This is a genomic window from Erythrobacter ani (assembly GCF_019204025.1).
GTDB classification, from domain to species: Bacteria; Pseudomonadota; Alphaproteobacteria; order Sphingomonadales; family Sphingomonadaceae; genus Erythrobacter; species Erythrobacter ani.
This window is the reverse complement of record NZ_JAGSPB010000001.1, coordinates 1,271,268-1,291,486: the sequence shown is the minus strand read 5'-3', so window position 1 is coordinate 1,291,486 and position 20,219 is coordinate 1,271,268. Positions and strand designations below refer to the sequence as shown.

The following is a 20,219-nucleotide window of genomic DNA, read 5'->3' as shown; positions in this document are numbered from 1 at the left end:
CGCTTGTGTCAGAGGAAGTCTCGCAGCACGCCGATGAACCTATCGAATTGATCGTGGTGAAGCCAGTGCCCAGCCTTTTCGAACTCGATCACCCGTGCTGTCCGGAAATGCTCGAGACGACCATCCTTCTCCGGATTGGAGGCCCAGCTGTCCTGGCCGTAGAGTAGCAAGGTCGGGCAGTCGATCGCCGACCAGGTTGCTTCCATGAATTCGTCCGCGACATCTTCGACACCCCAGACATTCAGGTGCGGATCGAACTTCCAGCTATAGGTGCCATCCTCATTACGGTTGATGCCGTGGACTGTAAGATGCCGGGCCTGATCCTCGGTAAGGTAGGAGTTCTCTTCGATCATCCGCGCAAACGCAGCTTCGATGCTTTCATATTTGCGCGGGGTCCGCCCCGCTGCCTTGCGCTTTTTCTCGACCCATTCGGCCATGCGCTGCGGATATGGGGTTTCGCGCTGCTTTTCCTTCCATTCGGGCGACGGGCCGAGACCTTCGATAGCAACCAGCTTGGTCACCATGTCGGGGAACATGCCAGCGTAGCGCAGCGCGACATTGCCTCCCATCGAATGCGATACGATGCGCACAGGTCCGACGCCGAGCTGGTGGATCAGCTGCGCGAGATCATACACCATATCGCCAGCCGAATAATTGCCATCCGAGACCCAGTCGCTGTCGCCATGGCCGCGATGATCCATGGCGATGACGTGGTAATCGTCGCGCAGAGCCTCCGCAGTCCAGTCCCAGCTGCGCGCATGATCGCGTCCGCCATGAACCAGGACAAGGGGAGGTTTGCTGCGATCGGCAGCGCTTGTCGCCCAATCTTCGTAATTGAGACGCAAACGCTGCGAGATGAAGGTCTGCGAGGTAGGGCCGAAGCGCGAAGGTGTGTAGCCGTTCATGCCCGTTCACATGCCGCGATGCAGCGCGGCGGGCAAGTCTAGCGTTCCTTCGTCGCTGAGAAGGTAAGCTCCGGGTTCTTTTCGACCTGATAGTTCACGTCCCACGGGCTTTTGGCCATGAACACGAGGTCTCCGTCGCGGTCGCGGGCCAGATTTGCGCGGTTGAAGCTTTCAAACTCGTCGAGCAACTTCTGCTCGCCTTTCAGCCAGCGCGCAGTCGCAAACGGTGAGGCTTCGAGCGCAGCCCCGACCTTGTACTCAGCCGAAAGCCGCGAGATCAGCACGTCCAGCTGCAGCTGACCGACGACGCCGACAATGTGCTGCGCGCCAATCTCGGGATAGAACACCTGGATAACACCTTCTTCGGAAAGGTCATCGAGCGCCTTGCGCAGCTGCTTTGTCTTGGTCGGATCCTTCAGCTGGACCCGGCGGAGGATTTCAGGCGCAAAATTCGGCAGGCCGGTGAAACGCACCACGTCTTTCTCCGACAGCGTATCGCCGACGCGCAAGGTGCCGTGGTTTGGAATGCCGATGATATCGCCCGCTTCAGCGGTGTCGGCGATCTCCCGGTCCTGCGCGAAGAACAGGATCGGAGAATGGATCGCGATCGGCTTTCCAAGTCCCGAAGGCGTCAATTTCATGCCGCGTTTGAAGGTGCCCGAGACCTGCCGCATGAATGCGATCCGGTCACGGTGGTTGGGGTCCATATTGGCCTGCACCTTGAAGATGAAGCCGGTAACCTCGTCGTGCTCGGGCGTAATCCGCGCTTCGCCCGCCGGTTGCGGACGCGGCGGCGGAGCGTATCGGGCAATCGCATCGATCAGCTCGGTCACACCGAAATTCTTGAGCGCAGACCCGAAATAGACCGGCGTCAGGTCACCGCTGCGATAGGCTTCCAGATCGAATTCTGGATAGCCAGCCTGCGCGAGCTCGGCCTCCTCCGCCCATTCCTCTGGGATCTCCGGATCACTGTCACGTGTCCCTAGGAATTCCTTCGACGGCCCTTCGGGACGGCTGACCTCTCCGCTGGCGAAATCAAGCAGCCCTTCGAACTGGCCGCCCATCCCGATTGGCCACATTTGCGGGCTGACATCAAGCGCGAGCATATCGGCAACTTCGTCCAGTGTCTCGAACGGATCGCGACCTTCCCGGTCGACCTTGTTGACGAAGGTGATGATCGGCACGTTGCGCAGGCGGCAAACCTCGAACAGCTTGCGGGTCTGCGGTTCAATGCCCTTGGCCGCGTCGATCACCATGACTGCGCTGTCTACGGCCGTCAGGGTGCGATAGGTATCTTCCGAGAAATCCTCGTGCCCCGGCGTGTCGAGCAGGTTGAAGGTGATCGTCTCGCCTTCGTATTCCTTTTCAAACGTCATCACGCTGGAGGTGACCGAGATGCCGCGCTGCTGCTCGATCTTCATCCAGTCCGACCGGGCGCGGCGGGCCTGGCCGCGGGCCTTGACCTCGCCGGCGAGGTGGATCGCGCCGCCCTGAAGCAACAGCTTTTCGGTGAGCGTGGTCTTACCCGCATCGGGGTGCGAGATGATTGCGAAGGTGCGCCTGTTGGACATGGATGGTTCGGACGGCAGGGCTTAGCCGCGCAGTTCCGCTCCCTGCTTTGCCGCCGCAGCGACAATCGCGTCCGAAATCGCTTTCAGATCGGCATCCTTGTAGGATTTCTCCCCCGGCTGGAGTGTCACTTCAACAGCGACCGATTTGCTCCCTTCCGGAACGCCCTGCCCCGCGAAAACATCGAACACCCGGACGTCGGTAATGTTCGCCTTGTCCGCACCCTTGACCGTGCGAACCAGTTCGGCGGCAGCGAGGTCTTCGGGCACCAGGAACGCGAAATCGCGCGTTACCGATTGCAACGCCGGTGGTGCGAAGCTTGGCCGGGCGAAGCTTTTCGCGCCCTTAGGTGCCTTCTTGCTTGGGAGGGCGTCGAGAAACACCTCGACCGCCGCAACCGGACCATCGACATCGAACGCCCTCAAAGTCGCCGGATGCACCATGCCAAATCGCGCGAGCACCTTTTTTGGACCCAGTCGCAGGGTCGCAGATTGGCCGGGATGAAATTGCGATCCCGCCTCGTCCATCACCATCAGATTATCCACCGGAGCACCGGCTGCTTCGAGCAGCTGGATCGCTGCCGCCTTGGCATCATACGCATCGAACATCGCCGCTTTTCCGGACGCCCAGCCGCGCGCGGCCTTTTCCCCGGCGAGCACAGCGCCAACCGTCGCGCGTTCATCGCTGAGGCCATCGCTCCCACGGAAATACCGGCGGCCGATTTCGAACAGACGCACCGAAGCGCTGCCGCGCGTCGAAGCGCGCTTGGCAGCAGTGAGCAGGCCCGGAAGAAGAGAAGGCCGCATGATCTTCATGTCCTCGCTGATCGGGTTCGACAGCCCCCAAAGATCGCCTCCGTCGGCGAAATGCGCGGCTTCGTTTTCAGGCAGGAAAGACCAGGTGATCGCCTCATGCAAACCGCTCGCCGCGGCGGCGCGGCGCAGTTTGCGCTCGATCGCCTGCTGCGGTGTCGCGGTCGGCCGCGCAACGCCATCCATGCGCGGCAAGGCAACGCTTTCAACCGTGTCCAGTCCGTGAATGCGCACGACCTCTTCGACGATATCGGCTGGCCCTTCTATATCGTGACGGCGGAGCGGGCAGGTTAACTTGCCGGCTTCTGGCCAGTTGCCACCAACCGCGAAATCGAGACTTTCGAGAATACGGCGCTGTTCATCCGCAGGCACGTCCACTCCGCCAAGCCGGGCGGTGTGCGCCGTGTCAAACGACAAAACTTTCGGCTCGCTCGGCGGCGAACCGGCTTGGACCGACTCGCTCGGCTGACCACCCGCCAGTTCCACGATCAGCCCCGTGAGCAGGTCGAGCCCGTCTTGCAGAAACGCGGGATCAACTCCGCGTTCGAACCGCGTGCGCGCATCCGAGGCAAGACCAAGCTTGCGCCCTGTCACGCCGATACGGGCAGGCTCGAAATAGGCGATTTCGAGCAGGACATCTGTCGTATCGTCGGACACACCTGAATTCTCGCCGCCCATAATGCCTGCGATGTCGTGCACTTCTTCATCGTCCGCGATCACCACCATGCTTTCATCGAGCGTGTAGGTCTTTTCATTGAGCGCCAGCACCTGCTCGCCCTTCTTCGCCCGGCGGGCGACGACCGCACCAGTCAACTTGGCGAGGTCATAGGCATGCGCGGGACGGCCGAAGGCCAGCATCAGGTAGTTGGTGAGGTCGACCAATAGCGAAATCGGGCGTTGCCCTGCGCTCTTCAGCCGCTGCTGCAACCAGTCGGGCGAGGGGCCATTTTTCACGCCCCTGATCACCCGGCCATAGAACGCTGGACAGCCTTCGGGATCATCGGTGCGAATTTGGACCGGGCATGCGCCCTCTGCAGTGAATTCGGGAAACGCAATCGGTTTCAGCGCGCCAAGGCCAGCCGCCGCGAGATCGCGTGCGATGCCGTACACTCCCATGCAATCGGGACGGTTTGGCGTAATCGCGACGTCGATGATCGGGGAGGAACCGTGGTAGTTGGCGAAACTGTGCCCAACGGGAGCGTCATCCGGCAGCTCGATAATGCCGTCGTGATCTTCGCCCAGTTCGAGCTCGCGCACCGAACACATCATACCGTTCGATTCGACACCGCGGATTGCGCTCTTGCGCAGCTCCATACCGTTCGAAGGGACGATCGCGCCCGGCTGACCGAGAACGCCTTTCATTCCGGCCCGCGCGTTGGGCGCGCCGCAGACAACCTGCAGCGGATCACCTTCGCCCGTGTCAACGGTGAGGATTTGCAGTTTGTCGGCGTCCGGGTGTTTCTCGGCCGTCAGCACTTTGGCGACAGTGAAACCAGCCAAGCGCTCAGCAGGGTCTTCGACGCCTTCGACTTCTAGGCCGATCGCATTCAGCGTGTCCGTGATTTCCTGAAGCGAGGCACCGGTTTCGAGATGGTCCTTCAGCCATGTTACCGAGAACTTCATGCGCCCGCTCCCACGCCAGCGGAAAGCGTCGGCTGGTCGACCGCCGCAAACCCGTAATGCGCAAGCCAGCGCGGATCGCCATCGAAGAAAGCGCGCAGATCGTTCATTCCGTACTTCAGCATGGCCAGCCGGTCGACACCGAGACCCCACGCAAATCCCTGCCATTCGCCTGGATCAAACCCGCCCATCTGGAGCACACGCGCATTGACCATGCCGCTGCCGAGCAATTCCATCCAGTCATGGCCTGCATCATCGCCCGATCCGCCGACCACACGGCGACCTTCTTCGTTCGAATAGCCGACATCGACTTCGACGCTGGGCTCGGTGAAGGGAAAATATGAAGGACGCAGGCGGAGCACGATATCATCGCGCTCGAAGAACGCCTTGAGGAAGGTTTCTAGCGTCCATTTGAGGTGGCCAAGGTGGATGTCGCGGTCGATCACGAGTCCCTCGACCTGATGAAACATCGGTGTGTGAGTTGCGTCGCTGTCACTGCGGTACACGCGCCCCGGCGCGATCAGGCGGATCGGCGCCCCTCCAGGAGAATTCTCGGAAACCGCTTTCATCGTCCGGATCTGGACCGGCGAGGTGTGCGTGCGCAGCAGCATTTGACCGCCATCGGGTGCGGCATCCGGGAAGTAAAATGTATCATGCATCGCGCGCGCAGGATGGCTTTCATCCATGTTGAGCGCAGTGAAGTTGTGCCAGTCGTCTTCGATTTCCGGCCCCGTCGCCACTTCGAAACCGAGGTCGGCGAATATCTCCGCCAGCTCGTCCATGACCTGGCTCACAGGGTGAACTGAACCCTTGGCTTGCAAGGGCGCTGGCAGGGTCAGGTCGAGCGTTTCACTGGCAAGCTTCGCTTCCAATTCAGCCGCTTCCAGTTCAGCCTTTTTGCCCTCGATTGCGCCGGCAATTTCTGCCCGCACCGACTGGATTGCAGGGGCTGCTTCCTGCCGCTCTTCAGGGCTCATGCCTCCAAGCGTTTTCAGCGCGAGGCTCACCCAGCCCTTTTTCCCGAGCGCCGCGACGCGCTGCTCGTCGAGAGCTTCTAGCGAAGCTGCCGCGGCAATGGCCGTCAGCGCTTCATTTTTTTGTTGTGTCAAATCGGTCATGTCATGGCTCAATCAAATGAGCGCGTCCGCTAGCGGCAAATGGCCGACAAGGCAAAGATGCAATGCGGTGGCGAATGGTTTTCCGGGCGAAGGGCCAGGTTCGGCGCTATCTCAATTGGTCGGCACGTCGAGCGCCTGCGCTGCGCTGCCCCAGACCCGGGCCCTTGCCTCCATGAAAGATGACAGGATCGGATGATCCAGCGCGGCATATTCGCTGGGATTCATCGTCATGAACTCGTGAAATTCGCGAGTGAACTGCGCCTGGTCGTGATAGTCGGCGTCCATTGCCTCGGTCCAGCGACTGTCCTGGTGCAGCATGAAGGTGGTCAGGCTGCGGACGAACCTTTGGCGACGCATCAGACGTTTCGGGGTGAACCCGAAATACCGACCGCAAACCCGTTCGAGCGTGCGGATGCTCATGCCGCACGCATCGGCAAGTTCTTTGACAGCAAGGAATGAGCCATCGACCAGCGCCTTGTGCACGCGCAGGATTTTCGATTCGTCACGGTGGGGTCGCATCAAGCGACGCATCGTCTCGACAATGTGCGCGACCTGTTCCTCGCGGGTCACCTCCCTATCGCAGAGAATCTCCGACAGGCCATCGAACTTGGCAAAGGCCGTGTGCTGCGATCCGTCCCATAGCGTGTTGGCGAGGCTGTGCGCGTCGGTGTCGACGAAGCGTGCCCAGCCGAGCGGGAGAAAGCCGATACCCCACATCTCTGCGGTGCCAAGCTCAAAATGGCATGGCAGCGAACTCGGCCCGGTTGCGTTGAACCGCGCTCCGTCGACGCTAAACCCGTTAATCTCGGCTGTAGGATTGGCGCCGCAGAAGAAGCGAATATTGGCCCATTCAGGTTGCAGGTAATCCTGCACGGTGCCGCCACCTTCAACTTGAAGCGACAGGTGGTAGAACGTCGTGAAGCAGCCCTCGAACTCGCTCGGCGGTGTGTAGAAGTGGCTTCGAACCGTATAGTCCGACTCACCGACTCCGCCATTTGCGTTCCGTGCGACCATGGCGGTTGCATGTGCCGCAATTGACGGTTTTGTACAAGGAAGTTGGCAAATTCCTACAAGGCCGGACTTCCAGCCCTCTCAACAAAAAAGGGGCGGTCGCCAATGCGCCGCCCCTCTTGTTCGATTTCGTCACGACGCCTTTCGGCATCGCCGGCTTACGCCGGCAGAGCGCTTTTCGCCTGAGCGATGATCGTTTTGAATGCCGCTTCTTCATTCATGGCCAGATCGGCCATGACCTTCCGGTCAAGCTCGATCCCGGCGAGTTTCACGCCGTGCATGAACTGAGAATAGGTCAGCCCTTCGGCGCGGACGGCGGCGTTGATACGCTGGATCCACAGAGCGCGGAAATTGCGCTTCTTGATGCGGCGATCGCGATAGGCGTACTGGCCGGCTTTCTCGACGGCCTGACGCGCGACGCGAATGGTGTTCTTGCGCCGACCGCGATAGCCCTTGGCCTGTTCGAGGAGACGTTTGTGCTTCTGGCGGGTGGTAACGCCGCGTTTAATGCGAGGCATGATTGTATATCCTTGTGCTTATGTGAGGGAGCGAGCAGGCCGCAGCCCGCCCGGCCATCAATCGAGCCCGTACGGCGCCCATTTCTTGATCGTCTTGGCATCGGCATCGGAGATGACCGTGGTGCCGCGATTCTGGCGGATATACTTCGCATTGTGGTGAGTCAGGCGGTGACGCTTGCCAGCGACTCCGTGCTTGACCTTACCCGAAGCGGTGATCTTGAAGCGTTTCTTCACGCCGCTCTTGGTCTTCAGTTTGGGCATTTCTATCTCCTTTGGTCAGAGACACATTGGACCAGCCCTGGCAGCCCTTGTCGCCAGGCCGGACTCGCAATCTGTGTCGTTGAAGGTCGCGCACATAGCGATTTGGCAGGAGGATGCAAGCGATTCGCGCACCTGGCGGATGAGACATGGACCGCATGTTACACGGTCCTGAGCCGGAAACACGACCCCGCAAAAACCGGCCTACCGAAGGGCGCCAGACTGCGGTGCTGTCCATCCCTGAAGAGTGAGCCGGTCATCGGCCAGTGATGCCATCCGCTAGCGGGGTAGGAAAGCGCGCCGCCGTCGAACGGGCCTGGGCTCAGATGGAAAAGCTTTCGCCGACTAATTCCTCGCTCACTTCCCACAACCGTTTCGCCACGTCTGCGTCCAGCGCGCGTTGTTCGACATCGGCATCACCGACAGGGCCGCGCGCATCGAAGAAGCCGGTGGGTCCGTAATAGCCCCCGCTGACCGCGTCAGGATCGCCCGCAGCGAGCGCCGTCGGATAGGCACCCAGTTTCGCTGGCTGCGCGACAATAGCATTTGTGATCTTGTAGATCGCCTTGAACAGAGCTGTCGGTCCGCTGAACTGCAATTCGGTATCCGAATAGCCCGGATGACAGGCGATCGACTTGATCCGCGAGTCCGCCTTTTCGAGACGGCGGTGCAATTCCATCGCGAACAAGAGGTTGGCAAGTTTCGAGCGGAAATATGCCCGGCTCGCATCGTATCCGCGCTCCATCATCAGATTGTCGAAGTCGATCCGTCCGAATTTATGCGCGATGCTCGATACGGTCACGATCCGTCCGCCGCGTCCGTCGACCTGGTCAAACATCAGGGCTGACCAGAGGAAATGGCCGAGATGATTGGTCCCGAGCTGCATTTCGTAGCCGTCTTTGGTTTTTTGCTTGGGCGTCTGCATGACGCCCGCATTATTGATAAGGGCCGCAATGGCTCCGAAACGATCCTGCGCCTCTTTCGCAGCGTTACGGATCGAAGAGCTGTCAGCGAGATCGACCTGAAGCAGCTCGCATCTTCCCTCGCCCAGGTTGACGATCTTGGCGAGCGCCTTCTTCCCTTTCATCTCGTTGCGCGCAGCGATCACCACATCGGCATTCTTGCGCGCAAGGATACTCGCCGCCTCGAAACCAATGCCGGAATTCCCGCCCGTGATGATGCAAAGTTTTCCTGATAGATCGGGAAGATCGTCAGGTGTCCAGTCGTTGATCCCGCTGGTTTCCATATGCGCCATGACATTTCCTGTTTTGCTGCGGGTGTGTCACCCCATCGCTTCCAGAACGTCTTCGAGCCGCGCTGGGTCCCCAAGCGCGATGACGCGGCCATCGGAACCTGCATCCAGCGGGTTGCCCTGCCAGTCGCTCATTAGGCCTCCCGCCCCTTCGACCACAGGGACGAGCGCAGCGTAATCGTGCAGCTTCAGGCCCGCTTCGATTACGACATCGACATGACCGCTCGCGACGAGGCCGTAATTGTAGCAGTCGCCGCCATAGATGATTTTGCGCTCGGCCACCGATTTAGCGACACCCATGAAGGCATCGACATCATCGCCGGTGAACTGATGCGGAGTGGTCGTACCGAGCACCGCCTCGTTCAGTTCCTTGCAGGCGCATACCTGCGCCGGCTTGCCGTTAAAGGTCGTCCCTTCACCGATACGCCCGACCCAACGTTCGCGCGCGATTGGCTGATCGATCACACCCAGCACTGGCCAGCCATCCTGCAACAAAGCGATGAGCGTGCCGAATATAGGCCGGCCCGCAATAAAGCTGGTGGTGCCATCGATCGGATCGAGCACCCATTGCCGGCCCGCACTCTCGTTGCGGGTTCCATATTCCTCGCCGATGATACCGTCGTCGGGGAATCTGTCCTCAATCAGGGCGCGCATCGCAGCCTCGGCAGCCCGATCCGCTTCGGTCACGTAAGATCGGTCGGCCTTGCGCTCCTCGCTCCACTCGCCGCGGAAGAGCGGCCGGATGGCAGCGCCAGCTGCATCGGCAAGAGCATTGGCAAGATCGAGATCGGCAGGGGTCATCGGGCATTTCCGGCAAAAGCTGGGACTGGAAGGCGGTGCCTAAGCATTGAAAAGTTCGGCTGGTCAAACATTTGGCGCCAATCTTAACATAGGAAATTGCCGCTCCCGCGAAACAGCTGTACAAGCGGCGCAATTAATAATCCGAACTTAGTTTTTCTCGCGGGGTCGCATCCAAGGCAAAACAAGTCAGGGTCGAAAATGGTCTCCAGGGGGGCGAATAATTCCGGGCAACCAGCGCCCGTCGAACACGAATTCGGCGGAGCGAGCCGGGATTTGCGCTCAGCTCACGGCTATTCGAAGGCAGGCGAACCGCTGTCAAACAATCGCGCACCGGCAAAGGAAATCGCGCCGTGGGTTGCGCGGGTATACTCGACACGAGTGGATCTTGATCCGGGAGTTGAGATCAAGTGCGGTTTGATCTCCGACGCGCCGGTGCTGCGAGTGCTGTTCAGCGGATCGTGGACAGCAGAAACGCGCGATGGCGTGGGGCGCTATGGTCCAAGCGCCCTGTTATTCGGCCCCCATACAAAGCGCTTGGCCGTCAGCGTCCGCGATTCCTTTGCAACCGTGGGCGTCTGGCTACGCCCCGGCGCCATGGCAGCACTTGGTGGGCCGGACGTTGCCAGCACGCTCAATCGGATAATCCTTTATGATCATATTTATGGCGACAAGGAATGGGGCACGAGCGAACAATTGCTGGAATGGTTCGATCCTGCCGGACCGCCAGAACGATGGATGAGAGTCGCCGAAAAGCTCATCATGCAGCTCATCGAACGAACAGGCAGTACCCGGCCTGAAAAAGTAATCGAGGAATTCGACAAGGAGGTCTTTCGCGATCCGAATATGCAAATCTGCGATTTCGCCGAGGAGCATGGGATCGAACGGAGGCGGCTGGAGCGACTAATTAAGCGCGCATATGGCCAGACCGCGACGCAGGTTCTTCGCCGGGCGCGCGCGCTCGATATTGCGGCCCATCTGCGCGGTGTCGCCGATGACCGGGAGGCCGAAGAGGCCGCGCTCAAATTCTTCGACCAATCGCACATGATCCGCGAATTTCGCACTTTTTTCGGCATGACGCCGCGGCAGTTCGCGACGACACCGCAGCCGTTCATGACGATAACCCTGGAAGCGCGTCAGGCGCGGCGGATGGAGGTGTTGGGGCGCATCGAACCCAATACCCCGCCGCCTTGGCGTGATCCGTCGATCACTATTTTCTAGTCGTTTGCTGCAATCAGTCGAAGAGCGAGCTGACACTGCTTTCATCGGCGATCCGGCGGATGGCTTCTCCCACCAGCGGGGCGATGGTCATGATCCGGATACGTTCCGACTTCTCGGCCGCCTCGGTCGGACGGATCGAATCGGATATGACCAATTCCTTCAGCTTCGACCCGTCGATCCGAGCGACCGCGCCGCCCGACAACACGCCGTGAGTGATGTAGGCGGCGACCGATTTCGCACCGTTTTCCAGAAGGGCCTCCGCAGCGTTGCACAGCGTGCCCCCTGAATCGATGATGTCGTCGATGAGGATGCAGTGCCGCCCCTCGACTTCGCCGATGATATTCATCACCTCGCTCTCACCCGGACGGTCGCGGCGTTTGTCGACGATGGCGAGCGGCGCGTTGTCGAGCCGCTTGGCCAGAGCGCGGGCACGGACCACACCGCCGACGTCGGGGGAAACGACCATCAGATCCTGGTCACCGTAGCGCGCCTGAATGTCCGCGGCCATCACCGGCGCGGCATACAGGTTGTCGGTTGGGATATCGAAAAAGCCCTGGATCTGACCAGCGTGCAGATCAACCGCGAGCACCCGGTCAGCGCCCGCTTCGGTCACGAGATTGGCGACCAGCTTCGCTGAAATAGGCGTGCGTGGGCCGGGTTTGCGATCCTGCCGGGCATAGCCGAAATAGGGTATCACCGCAGTAATCCGGCGCGCCGATGCCCGGCGCAGCGCGTCGATCCCGATCAGCAGTTCCATCAGATTGTCGTTCGCCGGAAAGCTGGTCGACTGGACGACAAACACGTCTTCGCCGCGCACGTTCTCATGTATCTCGACGAACACTTCCTCATCGGCAAAGCGCCGGACGCTCGCATCGGTGAGCGGCATTTCGAGATAACCTGCGATGGCGCGGGCGAGCGGCAGGTTCGAATTGCCGGACATGATCTTCATGGGTCGCGAATCCCTGCATGAGAAGTGATTGCTCTCGCCTAGCCGAGAGTCATGGAAACGCAACAGAGGGGCGCTGGTTGTCTACGGCTCAGGGCTTTAAAGACGACCCACCATGCGGTCGAGATGGAGCGCCGCACTAATTGTCATGCACGAAGATCACCTGATCGGCATCGTCCACGCGCACCCACACCTGGTAATAACCTGGCTCATTCTCTCCGCGCTTGTTGGCCATGGGCCGAGGCGTACCAAAGCGGGAGTCGATCCATTGCAGCCGCACTTCGCCATCGACCACGATCCGTCTGTTGCCGAGCCTCTGCATCATCGTGAACATGTTGACGTCGAAATTTACATCCTCGCGGCAGCCCTTCACATCGATCTGGCCCGGGCGAAATTCTCGCGCGCCGCAGACCCGCGCCCGCCGGAGCAGGTTGTACAACGCATCGGGTGTGATTGCGATCGTCAGCGTCCCGAGCTCCGCATAATCCTGATGCGAGCTTACGAAGAAAAGCTCCTCCAGCGAACCGCTCATGCTCTGGCCGCCGCCGCGAATATCGAGGATGAACCGGCCGGCGCGCGATTGCCCCTCACCCGCCGCAAAAGCCATTTGCGTGGCTTCGCTGGGCGTTATGCAGCCAGGCTCGCAATCGGGGGACGAGGCACGCACCGCATCGAGCGGGCCGTCTGTCCGGGAGAGAGCCAGCAGGCGCTGCTCCAACGGCAGGGCGGCTCCAGCATCGTCGACCTCGTCAGCGATCGCCATGGCGGGCGGAAAAAGAACGGCGACACAGAAGGACAGCGACAATAGGGGTCGCGATGTTCGGCACCGCACACTCAGTCTCCTGAACTGTCCGCTCTGTTTGCAAGCTCGATCGTCTGGATATTGCGGCTCGTCCCTGAATGACGGGTGAGCGACCACCTTGGCCAAGGTTGCCCTTCAATATCTCACCGTCGCTGGTCGGTGCCCTTGGAGCGCGAAATCCGCTCCTGCAGGCTATCCGATCTTGTGTTCTCCGCGGACCCACCGCACCGTTCCGGACGAGGCGCGCATTACGACGCTGTCGGTGGTCATGATCGTTTCGCCGGTGGGCTTGCGGCGCTTCTTCACGCCATCGAGCAGCGAACCCTCGGTCACGCCCGTCGCGGCAAAAATGCAGTCGCCCTTGGCGAGGTCCTGCAGCTTGTAGATCCGATCGAGATCATCGATGCCCCATTTGCCTGCCCGGGCGCGCTCATCGTCGTTGCGGAACACCAGCCGCCCGTTGAATTGCCCCCCGACACAGCGCAGGGCCGCCGCTGCAAGCACGCCCTCGGGTGCGCCGCCCTGGCCCATATACATGTCGATCGTCGTGTCTTCGTCGGTCACTGCGATCACGCCCGCGACATCGCCATCACCGATCAGCACGACACCGCATCCAAGCCCGCGCAGCTCGGCAATCAGGTCCGCATGGCGCGGACGGTCGAGTACGCAGACGATGATCTGCGATGGCTCGACACCCTTGGCCGCGGCGACAGCTTTCACATTTTCGCTCGGGCTCTTGGCAAGATCGATAACGCCCTCGGGATAGCCGGGCCCGACCGCCAATTTATCCATGTATACGTCCGGCGCATTCAGGAGGCAGCCCTCTTCCGCCGCGGCCAGAACCGCGAGCGCATTCGGCCCCGCCTTCGCGGTGATGGTCGTGCCTTCGAGCGGGTCGAGCGCGATGTCGATCTTTGGCCCCTTGCCCGGTGCGCCGCCGACCTTCTCCCCGATGTAAAGCATGGGCGCTTCGTCGCGCTCACCCTCTCCGATGACAACAGTGCCATCCATGTAGAGCGTGTCGAAAGCGCGGCGCATCGCCTCGACCGCGGCGGCATCGGCGGCCTTTTCATCTCCGCGTCCCACCAATTGCGCGGCGGCGACTGCAGCAGCTTCGGTCACGCGTACCATTTCCAGCACCAGCACGCGGTCGAGCGCGCTTCCGGATTTTGGTTCTTTATCAGCGAGAACGTCTGTCTTATCGGGGGTGTTCATGACAAATTCAGTCCCTGTACTCTTTCCATCGCGCAGCCGAACGTGCACGGTGACGTACCAACCGCTTAAGCCGAAGGAGACGGGCTTGTCGAGCAATGCTAAGCCCGTTTTGCGCTTTTCTGCACTACCCGTAATCTTCGCCGCGCTCGTCGGAATTTCTGGCGCATTGTCGGCGCAGGATGACAATGGAGCGACGCCCGCGGCCCAAGAGGCATCGGGCGGAGATGAAGCGCCCGCAGCCGCCCGGCCGAGACCGCAGCGGCTCGACCTGTCGGTCACGGTCCCGCGGGAAGAATCGGACAAGCTGCTCGAACAGGACTGCGAAGAAGAAGCCGATGCAGGGCGCATTGCGGGCGAAATTGTCGTCTGCCGCCAGCTCGGAGAGGCGAGCGACGGATCGTGGAACAAGGAAGACTGGCAGCGCCGCTATGCCGAGCGCACCCAGGGGATAAGCACGCCCAACACTTTCGGCATCGCCAATCACGGAAACGCGATCGGCTTCGGATCCGTGCCTCCGCCAGCTCTGCTGATCGACGTCGAGGCCCTGCCCGAAGCGCCGGAAGGGTCGGATGCCGACCGGATCGCACGCGGACTGCCCCCATTGGGCGAAGATCCGGAACCGACACCTGAAGAGATCGCCGAGCGCCGTCGCAAGCTCGGCCTGGATGCGCCTCCGCCCGGCGGCCAGCCCGAGTGACCGGCACAGCGCGCCTTCGTGATGTCGGCGTTTTGCTGATGGCGGTCATCGCGATGCCCCCGCCTGGAGCAAGCGCGCAGGAGCCGACCGAGGAAGAGCAAGGCGAGGGATCGGTGCGGATCGATATCCTTGCGCCCCCGCCCGCGGCCCGTCCCCCGACCGAGGCCGAAATCCGCGCATGCGAGGAGGATGTCGACGCGGCAACAGTAACCGGCGAAATCATCGTGTGCAGGCAGATCGGCGACGATCCGGGCAATTATTACAGCGGCAGCCGTGCCGAAGCGCAAAGGCGCTACGCGGAGGAGACCGCGTTCGCCGGCGATATCCTTGCCCCCGACGTCGCAGGCGCGGGGATATTCCGTGGTCCGGCCACGCTCGGCGGGCTCTGCCTGATCCCGCCTTGTCCGAAAGACCCGGCTCTCATCATTGACGTCGAAGCTTTGCCGGATGCTCCTGAAGGTTCGGACGCGGATCGAATCGCGCGCGGCCTGCCACCGGCGGAGGATGCAGAGGGGCTGAGCGAGGACGATATCCGCAGGGCGCGGCAGGCGCTGGGCCTGCCGGAGACCAGCAGACGCTCCGCAAACGAATAGTGATCAGTTCGGCAGGATTGGCATGACGAGCGGTTCGCCGGTCAGGCTGTCGGAGCCTTCGAGCAGGTCGAGCGCTTTACGAACGCACCGTTCGGGGCCCTCATGCGTGACCATCGCAACCAGGACTTCTTCGCCGTTATTCGCGCGGCCTTGCTGGATCAGGCTTTCGATCGAAACGTCCGCATCGCGCATTGCGGCGGTGATTTCCGCAAGGACGCCGGGTCGGTCATTGACTGTGAAGCGAATATAGGTGCGCTCCATCCGGTGCCCCGGCTCGGCCGGTGCTAATGCCGCAAGCTGACCGACCGGCATGGAAAACGGCGCGCCAATATCACTGCGGCAGATATCGATCAGGTCGGCAACGACGGCACTGGCTGTTGGACCATCGCCCGCGCCAGCACCCTGAAACAGCAATCGCCCTGAAAAATTGCCTTCGGCGACGACCGCATTGGTTGGTCCGTCGACAGGGGCAAGCGGGTGGTCTTTTGCAACGAGACAAGGCCGAACGCGCTGAAGTAGCCGGGCATCGTCGCCCTCGCCTTCGACATCGGCCTGAGCGATCAGGCGGATGACAAAGCCCAGCGCGTCGGCCTGAGCGATGTCGGCAGCACGCACCTGTACAATGCCGGTGGTATGGACGGCCGCGAAATCGACCCGTGCGCCGAACCCGATCGCGGCGAGGATCGCCAGCTTGTGCGCCGCGTCGATACCTTCGATGTCGAAGGTCGGATCAGCTTCGGCGTAACCCAGCTTCTGCGCCTCGGCGAGCGTTTCGGCGAAGTCCGCACCGGTCTCTTCCATCTCGGAAAGGATGTAATTGCAGGTGCCGTTGAGTATGCCATAGACATTGGTGAGCGCATTGGCCGAGGTGCCTTCGCGAAGGCCTTTCACAACTGGAATGCCGCCCGCAACGGCTGCTTCGAATTTGAGCGGCACGTGCGCGGCTTCGGCCAATTCCGCCAGATCGAGCCCGTGATGCGCGATCATCGCCTTGTTCGCGGTGACGAGGCCCTTGCCAGCCTTCAGTGCGGAGCGCGACGCTGCAAGCGCCGGACCATCGGAGCCTCCAACAAGCTCAACCAGCACATCGACATCGCCGCGCGCAGCGAGCGCGGTCATGTCATCCTCCCAGGCATAGCCTGAAATGTCGACACCGCGATTGAGCGTGCGATCGCGCGCGCTCACGGCCACCACCTCGATTTCGCGTCCGGCGCGCGCCGCGATCAGATCGCGGTTGGTGCCAAGCAGCCTGATGACCCCCGCACCGACAGTGCCGAGGCCGGCAATCGCTATGCGTAATGGCGAGGAGGATTTGGGATCAGACAAGAAAGCGCTCCAATGCTGCGATGCAATAAAGCGCGCTTAAACCAAGCAGAGGTGTGGTCAAGCTGGAGCGGCCGTTTGCTGACGACGCACGTTGCGCATCAATCGGTAATGGCGCGGTCGCATCTGCCGAGCTGGTCCATCACGAACGCGTAATCTTCCGCCGCAAGCCTGCGTGCCGCAGGATCGCGGGCCAGGTTCGCGCTGCTGGGAAGTTCCGCCGGGAGCGAGCAGGCAAGCCGGTACCAACGCAGGGTTTGAGGCTCCGGAGATCGAGCAGCAGCATCGATGATCTCACCCCAAGACACACCCCATACCGGGGTCTGGCCCGGACGGCGCAGCACTGTCAGCGAGACGGGTGAATTGTCCTGCGTGTCGAGAAAAATCTGAGTTTCCGATTCTCCGGTCAGCGTGCCTCGCACCGCGAGCGCATCGGCAATACCGTCGATCACCGGCGGCGTGTCCGCTTGGGCGAGCGAGGCCAGAACCGGGCGCAAGCGCGCTTCGAACGCCGGCGAATATTCGAGCTGTGCGTTTTCCGCGGTCAGCTGTATTTCCCGGCCCCGCTTGGTCGCCGGTCGACCCGGCAGCGCATTGGCGAACAGGATGACTTCCTGCTTCTTGAGCCTGGGTGCCTTGCCCTTCGCGTCGCGCGGAACATCGACGAGGTAGACCAGCGACTCGCCTATGGCGGTGTCGCCCGCGATCAACGCGAGCGTGTCCGCCTCGATATAAAGACGCGCAAATCCGGGCTGCAATCCAGGCGCACGCTCGGCGCTCACCTCGTTCTGCCGTCGAATCTCGGCGCGGATCACCAGGTCGCTGCGCTCTGCCAGATCGACCATATCGGCGTAGGTGGCCATTTCGGTCAGATTTGTGGCGGACATCGATGCATCTTGTGCAACTGCCGTTGCTGCACCGCCCGCAGAGAGCATGACGGAAGCCGCGAGCGCGCCTAGCCCTTTGAATTCAGTCCTTAAATATCGGTTAATGATGGTCATGGTCAAGAAATCCTACGCCAGCCGGGCGGCATTATTCGCACACTTTGTCATCGGAGGGGAAGCGCGGTGAATCGCCGCTGAACCGATAAAGCGTTTGATTGCCTAGGGGTTGACCGTTAAAGCCATCTCCGCTCGCACGGCAATTGGGGACATCGACCATGCGAGCGTACACGCCGTTCATATGGTATATGTTTGGTGTCTTGCAGGGCGGAGACTGGCCATTGTTTGGGAACCAGCGACCTTCCCGTGAGGTTTAATATTCTGGGATTCGCGTCTTGGCGGTCCGATTCGGAAACATCTGATTCGGACCTGACGCGAGAATTGCGCCGGTATGTCCACCGGCCTGAGTGATGGAGAGAAAGCGACTGGATGGCCTACGCTGACCAACAAATGAGTGGGAACAAGGTAGTTTCCATTATCATCGTGGCGTTGATCCATGTGCTGATCGGGTATCTGCTCATCTCCGGCCTGGCCATTTCGGCCGTTAAAGAGGTCGTAGAGCGCGTTACCACGGTCGACATTGAGGAGCCCCCACCCCCTGAAGAGCCGGACGAGCCGCCACCTCCGCCTGAGGAAGTGACCGCACCGCCGCCACCTGTGGCGCCGCCGCCTCCAATTAGCATCGCGCCGGCTCCGCCGCAGATCCAGACGCAGTCTGAGATTCCGCCGCCAGCTCCGCCGGCCCTGCTTATTCCGCCACCTGCCCCGGTAGCGCCCCCGGCGCCGCCTCCGCCTTCCTTGGCCCGTGGTCCGACCACGCGCGGGGAACGTCGCTGGGCAGCCCGGATTCAGGAAAACTATCCCTCGCGTGCACTGCGCGAAGAGGTCGAGGGCACGGTCGGCGTCCGCGTTACCGTGACTGCCGATGGACGTGCCACCGGTTGCTCGGTCACCGCGTCAAGCGGGTCCAGCATCCTGGACGATGCGGCTTGCCGCGGGATGGAACGGTATGCTCGGTTCAACCCGGCTCTGAACGATGCCGGCAATCCGACGACGGGCAGCTATTCGACACGGATAACCTATCGTTTGAACTGATGACGCTTTTCGGGTGTGCCTGGTTGGCCGGGCACATAAAATGAGACGAAATTTTCAAGAGGAATACTCGCAATGAACCTTTATACTCTTACGGCTGCAGCGACTGACGCGCCGGTCAACGAATTCGGCTTCTGGAAAGCCATGGAAGAAGGCGGCCCAGTCGCCTGGTCGATCCTCGGCGTGATGGTCATCATGTCGGTCGGATCGTTCTACATCCTCTTCACCAAGCTGTTCGAACAGAACAAGGTGATGAAGCAGTACAAAGCCGTGAAGAGCTCGTACTGGCGCGCGCCGACGCTGAAAGAAGGCGCGACCAAGCTCGAGAAAAACAGCGCATGGCGCCAGCTCGCTGACGATGCCGTCACCGCGCAGGAGCATCACTCCAAGATGGAAGGCGCCGGCAACGAAATCCACTTCGTCGAAGAAGAGCTCGCTCACTCGCAGGACACGATCAACCAGAGCCTTTCGGGCGGCCTGTCGTTCCTCGCATCGGTCGGTGCAACCGCACCGTTCATCGGTTTGCTCGGGACGGTTATCGGTATTTACCGCGCTCTGATCAACATCGGCATTGAAGGTTCGGCCTCGATCGACAAGGTTGCTGGTCCGGTTGGTGAGGCGCTCATTATGACCGCCATCGGTCTGCTCGTCGCTGTGCCTGCCGTGCTTGCCTTTAACTGGCTGCAGTCGCGCAACCGCCGCATCAACGCGCTGATGACCGATTTCTCGAACGACATCGTTGCCTACATCGGCTCCAACGGCGCGGTTAAGCCTACCGTCGCTGCCAGCGCCGCGAGCAAGCCGAAGGTCGCTCCGAAGCCCGCAACGACCTCGGGCGGTGTCCGCACCCCGCCAACCAAGTCGTAATTCCGGGAGAAGCGGTGGGGGACGAGGCTGGTCCTCGCTCCCTCCGCTCCCAAACGGCGACTGAATTTTAAAAGGGATAGGAATTAGGCAATGGCGATTTCGATGGGAGGCGGGGAGACCCCGATGTCCGACATCAACACCACCCCATTGGTGGATGTGATGCTCGTGCTTCTGATTATCTTCCTGATCGCGGTCCCGGTCGCGATCCAGACGATCGAGAAACTCGAAATTCCGGTCTTTGAATCGGTGGAATCGAAGAACAAGGTCGAAAACCTCCTGCTTACGGTCAGCACGACCGATGCCGCCGGACGTAGCGCCGGTGAGCCGGGCTTCGAAGGCGCATCGCGCGGCGGCGAATGCCGGGTTTACTTCAACAACATCACCCCGGTGACGTCCGAAGAGCTTTACGATCGTTCGTTCACGCGCCTCGACAACATCGTTCAGGCAGCTGGCGGCCCCGAGGCGATCATGGAAGATCCCGAGCGTATCCCGCAGGTTCACATTCGCGGTGATACAAATGCGCCGTGGCGCTGCGTCGCGGGTGCGATCTACAACGTGCAAGCAGCCGGCTATCCGATCGTGGGCTTCATTTCGAACCCGGTCGAACCTGGCATCTGATTGCGCAATTCATCCGGCGAATGCGCTGGGTAGATAGTTAAGG

At 61.2% G+C, this 20,219-nt stretch carries 20 protein-coding genes; 6 read left to right on the top strand and 14 right to left on the bottom strand.

Annotation, left to right across the window (positions count from 1 at the left end; genetic code table 11):
- Nucleotides 1–8: 8 nt before the first annotated feature.
- The 9 genes from KCG45_RS06240 to hisN all read right to left on the bottom strand — a co-directional run bounded on the left by KCG45_RS06240 (nucleotide 9) and on the right by hisN (nucleotide 9,864).
- Nucleotides 9–905 (bottom strand): alpha/beta fold hydrolase, encoded by an 897-nt coding sequence (locus tag KCG45_RS06240; protein ID WP_218316193.1) that lies wholly within the window; start codon nucleotides 903–905, stop codon nucleotides 9–11.
- A 38-nt stretch (nucleotides 906–943) separates the two neighbouring features.
- Nucleotides 944–2,476, bottom strand: a complete 1,533-nt coding sequence (locus tag KCG45_RS06235; RefSeq protein ID WP_218316192.1) for a peptide chain release factor 3 — start codon at nucleotides 2,474–2,476, stop codon at nucleotides 944–946.
- A 21-nt stretch (nucleotides 2,477–2,497) separates the two neighbouring features.
- The gene (gene pheT / locus KCG45_RS06230) at nucleotides 2,498–4,909 is read right to left on the bottom strand and encodes a phenylalanine--tRNA ligase subunit beta (protein ID WP_218316191.1); all 2,412 of its coding nucleotides are present in this window, start codon (nucleotides 4,907–4,909) and stop codon (nucleotides 2,498–2,500) included.
- Nucleotides 4,906–6,024, bottom strand: a complete 1,119-nt coding sequence (gene pheS / locus KCG45_RS06225; protein WP_218316190.1) for a phenylalanine--tRNA ligase subunit alpha — start codon at nucleotides 6,022–6,024, stop codon at nucleotides 4,906–4,908. The genes pheT and pheS overlap by 4 nt, the downstream gene beginning before the upstream one ends.
- A gap of 111 nt (nucleotides 6,025–6,135) precedes the next feature.
- Nucleotides 6,136–7,038, bottom strand: coding sequence for a helix-turn-helix domain-containing protein (locus KCG45_RS06220; RefSeq protein WP_218316189.1), 903 nt, complete (start codon nucleotides 7,036–7,038; stop codon nucleotides 6,136–6,138).
- A 155-nt stretch (nucleotides 7,039–7,193) separates the two neighbouring features.
- Nucleotides 7,194–7,553 carry a 50S ribosomal protein L20 gene (gene rplT, locus KCG45_RS06215; RefSeq protein ID WP_218316188.1) on the bottom strand — a complete coding sequence of 120 codons (360 nt, stop codon included), beginning with the start codon at nucleotides 7,551–7,553 and terminating at the stop codon, nucleotides 7,194–7,196.
- A 57-nt stretch (nucleotides 7,554–7,610) separates the two neighbouring features.
- The gene (rpmI, locus tag KCG45_RS06210) at nucleotides 7,611–7,814 is read right to left on the bottom strand and encodes a 50S ribosomal protein L35 (RefSeq protein WP_190788746.1); all 204 of its coding nucleotides are present in this window, start codon (nucleotides 7,812–7,814) and stop codon (nucleotides 7,611–7,613) included.
- Nucleotides 7,815–8,133: 319 nt separating this feature from the next.
- On the bottom strand, nucleotides 8,134–9,066 hold the full coding sequence (locus KCG45_RS06205) for an oxidoreductase (protein WP_218316187.1): 933 nt from the start codon (nucleotides 9,064–9,066) through the stop codon (nucleotides 8,134–8,136).
- Between the two features lie 27 nt (nucleotides 9,067–9,093).
- Entirely contained in the window at nucleotides 9,094–9,864 is a 771-nt protein-coding gene (gene hisN, locus KCG45_RS06200) for a histidinol-phosphatase (RefSeq protein WP_218316186.1), read from the bottom strand.
- Between the two features lie 273 nt (nucleotides 9,865–10,137).
- On the opposite strand from hisN, the gene KCG45_RS06195 reads away from it, so the two are divergent.
- Entirely contained in the window at nucleotides 10,138–11,082 is a 945-nt protein-coding gene (locus KCG45_RS06195) for a helix-turn-helix domain-containing protein (RefSeq protein ID WP_218316185.1), read from the top strand.
- 13 nt (nucleotides 11,083–11,095) lie between these two features.
- Here KCG45_RS06195 and KCG45_RS06190 read toward each other — a convergent pair whose 3' ends face one another.
- From KCG45_RS06190 to glpX, 3 genes are all read right to left on the bottom strand, one after another.
- The gene (locus tag KCG45_RS06190; protein WP_218316184.1) at nucleotides 11,096–12,031 is read right to left on the bottom strand and encodes a ribose-phosphate pyrophosphokinase; all 936 of its coding nucleotides are present in this window, start codon (nucleotides 12,029–12,031) and stop codon (nucleotides 11,096–11,098) included.
- A gap of 136 nt (nucleotides 12,032–12,167) precedes the next feature.
- Nucleotides 12,168–12,791: a hypothetical protein gene (locus KCG45_RS06185; protein ID WP_218316183.1), complete on the bottom strand. Its 624-nt coding sequence runs from the start codon at nucleotides 12,789–12,791 to the stop codon at nucleotides 12,168–12,170.
- 231 nt (nucleotides 12,792–13,022) lie between these two features.
- A complete protein-coding gene (glpX, locus tag KCG45_RS06180) occupies nucleotides 13,023–14,045 on the bottom strand; it encodes a class II fructose-bisphosphatase (RefSeq protein ID WP_218316182.1) in 1,023 nt (340 codons plus the stop codon).
- Between the two features lie 85 nt (nucleotides 14,046–14,130).
- Between glpX and KCG45_RS06175 the strand changes: the two genes are divergently transcribed.
- Nucleotides 14,131–14,742, top strand: a complete 612-nt coding sequence (locus KCG45_RS06175) for a hypothetical protein (protein ID WP_218316181.1) — start codon at nucleotides 14,131–14,133, stop codon at nucleotides 14,740–14,742.
- Nucleotides 14,739–15,335, top strand: a complete 597-nt coding sequence (locus KCG45_RS06170; RefSeq protein ID WP_218316180.1) for a hypothetical protein — start codon at nucleotides 14,739–14,741, stop codon at nucleotides 15,333–15,335. Before KCG45_RS06175 ends, KCG45_RS06170 begins: the two co-directional genes overlap by 4 nt.
- A gap of 3 nt (nucleotides 15,336–15,338) precedes the next feature.
- Here the strand turns inward: KCG45_RS06170 and KCG45_RS06165 are convergent, their stop codons facing one another.
- Together KCG45_RS06165 and KCG45_RS06160 are read right to left on the bottom strand one after the other, a co-directional pair.
- The gene (locus tag KCG45_RS06165; protein WP_218316179.1) at nucleotides 15,339–16,661 is read right to left on the bottom strand and encodes a homoserine dehydrogenase; all 1,323 of its coding nucleotides are present in this window, start codon (nucleotides 16,659–16,661) and stop codon (nucleotides 15,339–15,341) included.
- Between the two features lie 98 nt (nucleotides 16,662–16,759).
- On the bottom strand, nucleotides 16,760–17,659 hold the full coding sequence (locus KCG45_RS06160; protein ID WP_218316178.1) for a hypothetical protein: 900 nt from the start codon (nucleotides 17,657–17,659) through the stop codon (nucleotides 16,760–16,762).
- A 369-nt stretch (nucleotides 17,660–18,028) separates the two neighbouring features.
- Here KCG45_RS06160 and KCG45_RS06155 point away from each other — a divergent pair, with 369 nt between their 5' ends.
- The 3 genes from KCG45_RS06155 (at nucleotide 18,029) to KCG45_RS06145 (ending at nucleotide 20,176) form a co-directional block, all read left to right on the top strand.
- Complete coding sequence (locus tag KCG45_RS06155) at nucleotides 18,029–18,694, top strand: energy transducer TonB (RefSeq protein WP_218316177.1); 666 nt, start codon at nucleotides 18,029–18,031, stop codon at nucleotides 18,692–18,694.
- Nucleotides 18,695–18,766: 72 nt separating this feature from the next.
- Nucleotides 18,767–19,558, top strand: a complete 792-nt coding sequence (locus tag KCG45_RS06150) for a MotA/TolQ/ExbB proton channel family protein (RefSeq protein ID WP_218316176.1) — start codon at nucleotides 18,767–18,769, stop codon at nucleotides 19,556–19,558.
- 90 nt (nucleotides 19,559–19,648) lie between these two features.
- Nucleotides 19,649–20,176 carry an ExbD/TolR family protein gene (locus KCG45_RS06145; RefSeq protein WP_218316175.1) on the top strand — a complete coding sequence of 176 codons (528 nt, stop codon included), beginning with the start codon at nucleotides 19,649–19,651 and terminating at the stop codon, nucleotides 20,174–20,176.
- Nucleotides 20,177–20,219 lie beyond the last annotated feature (43 nt).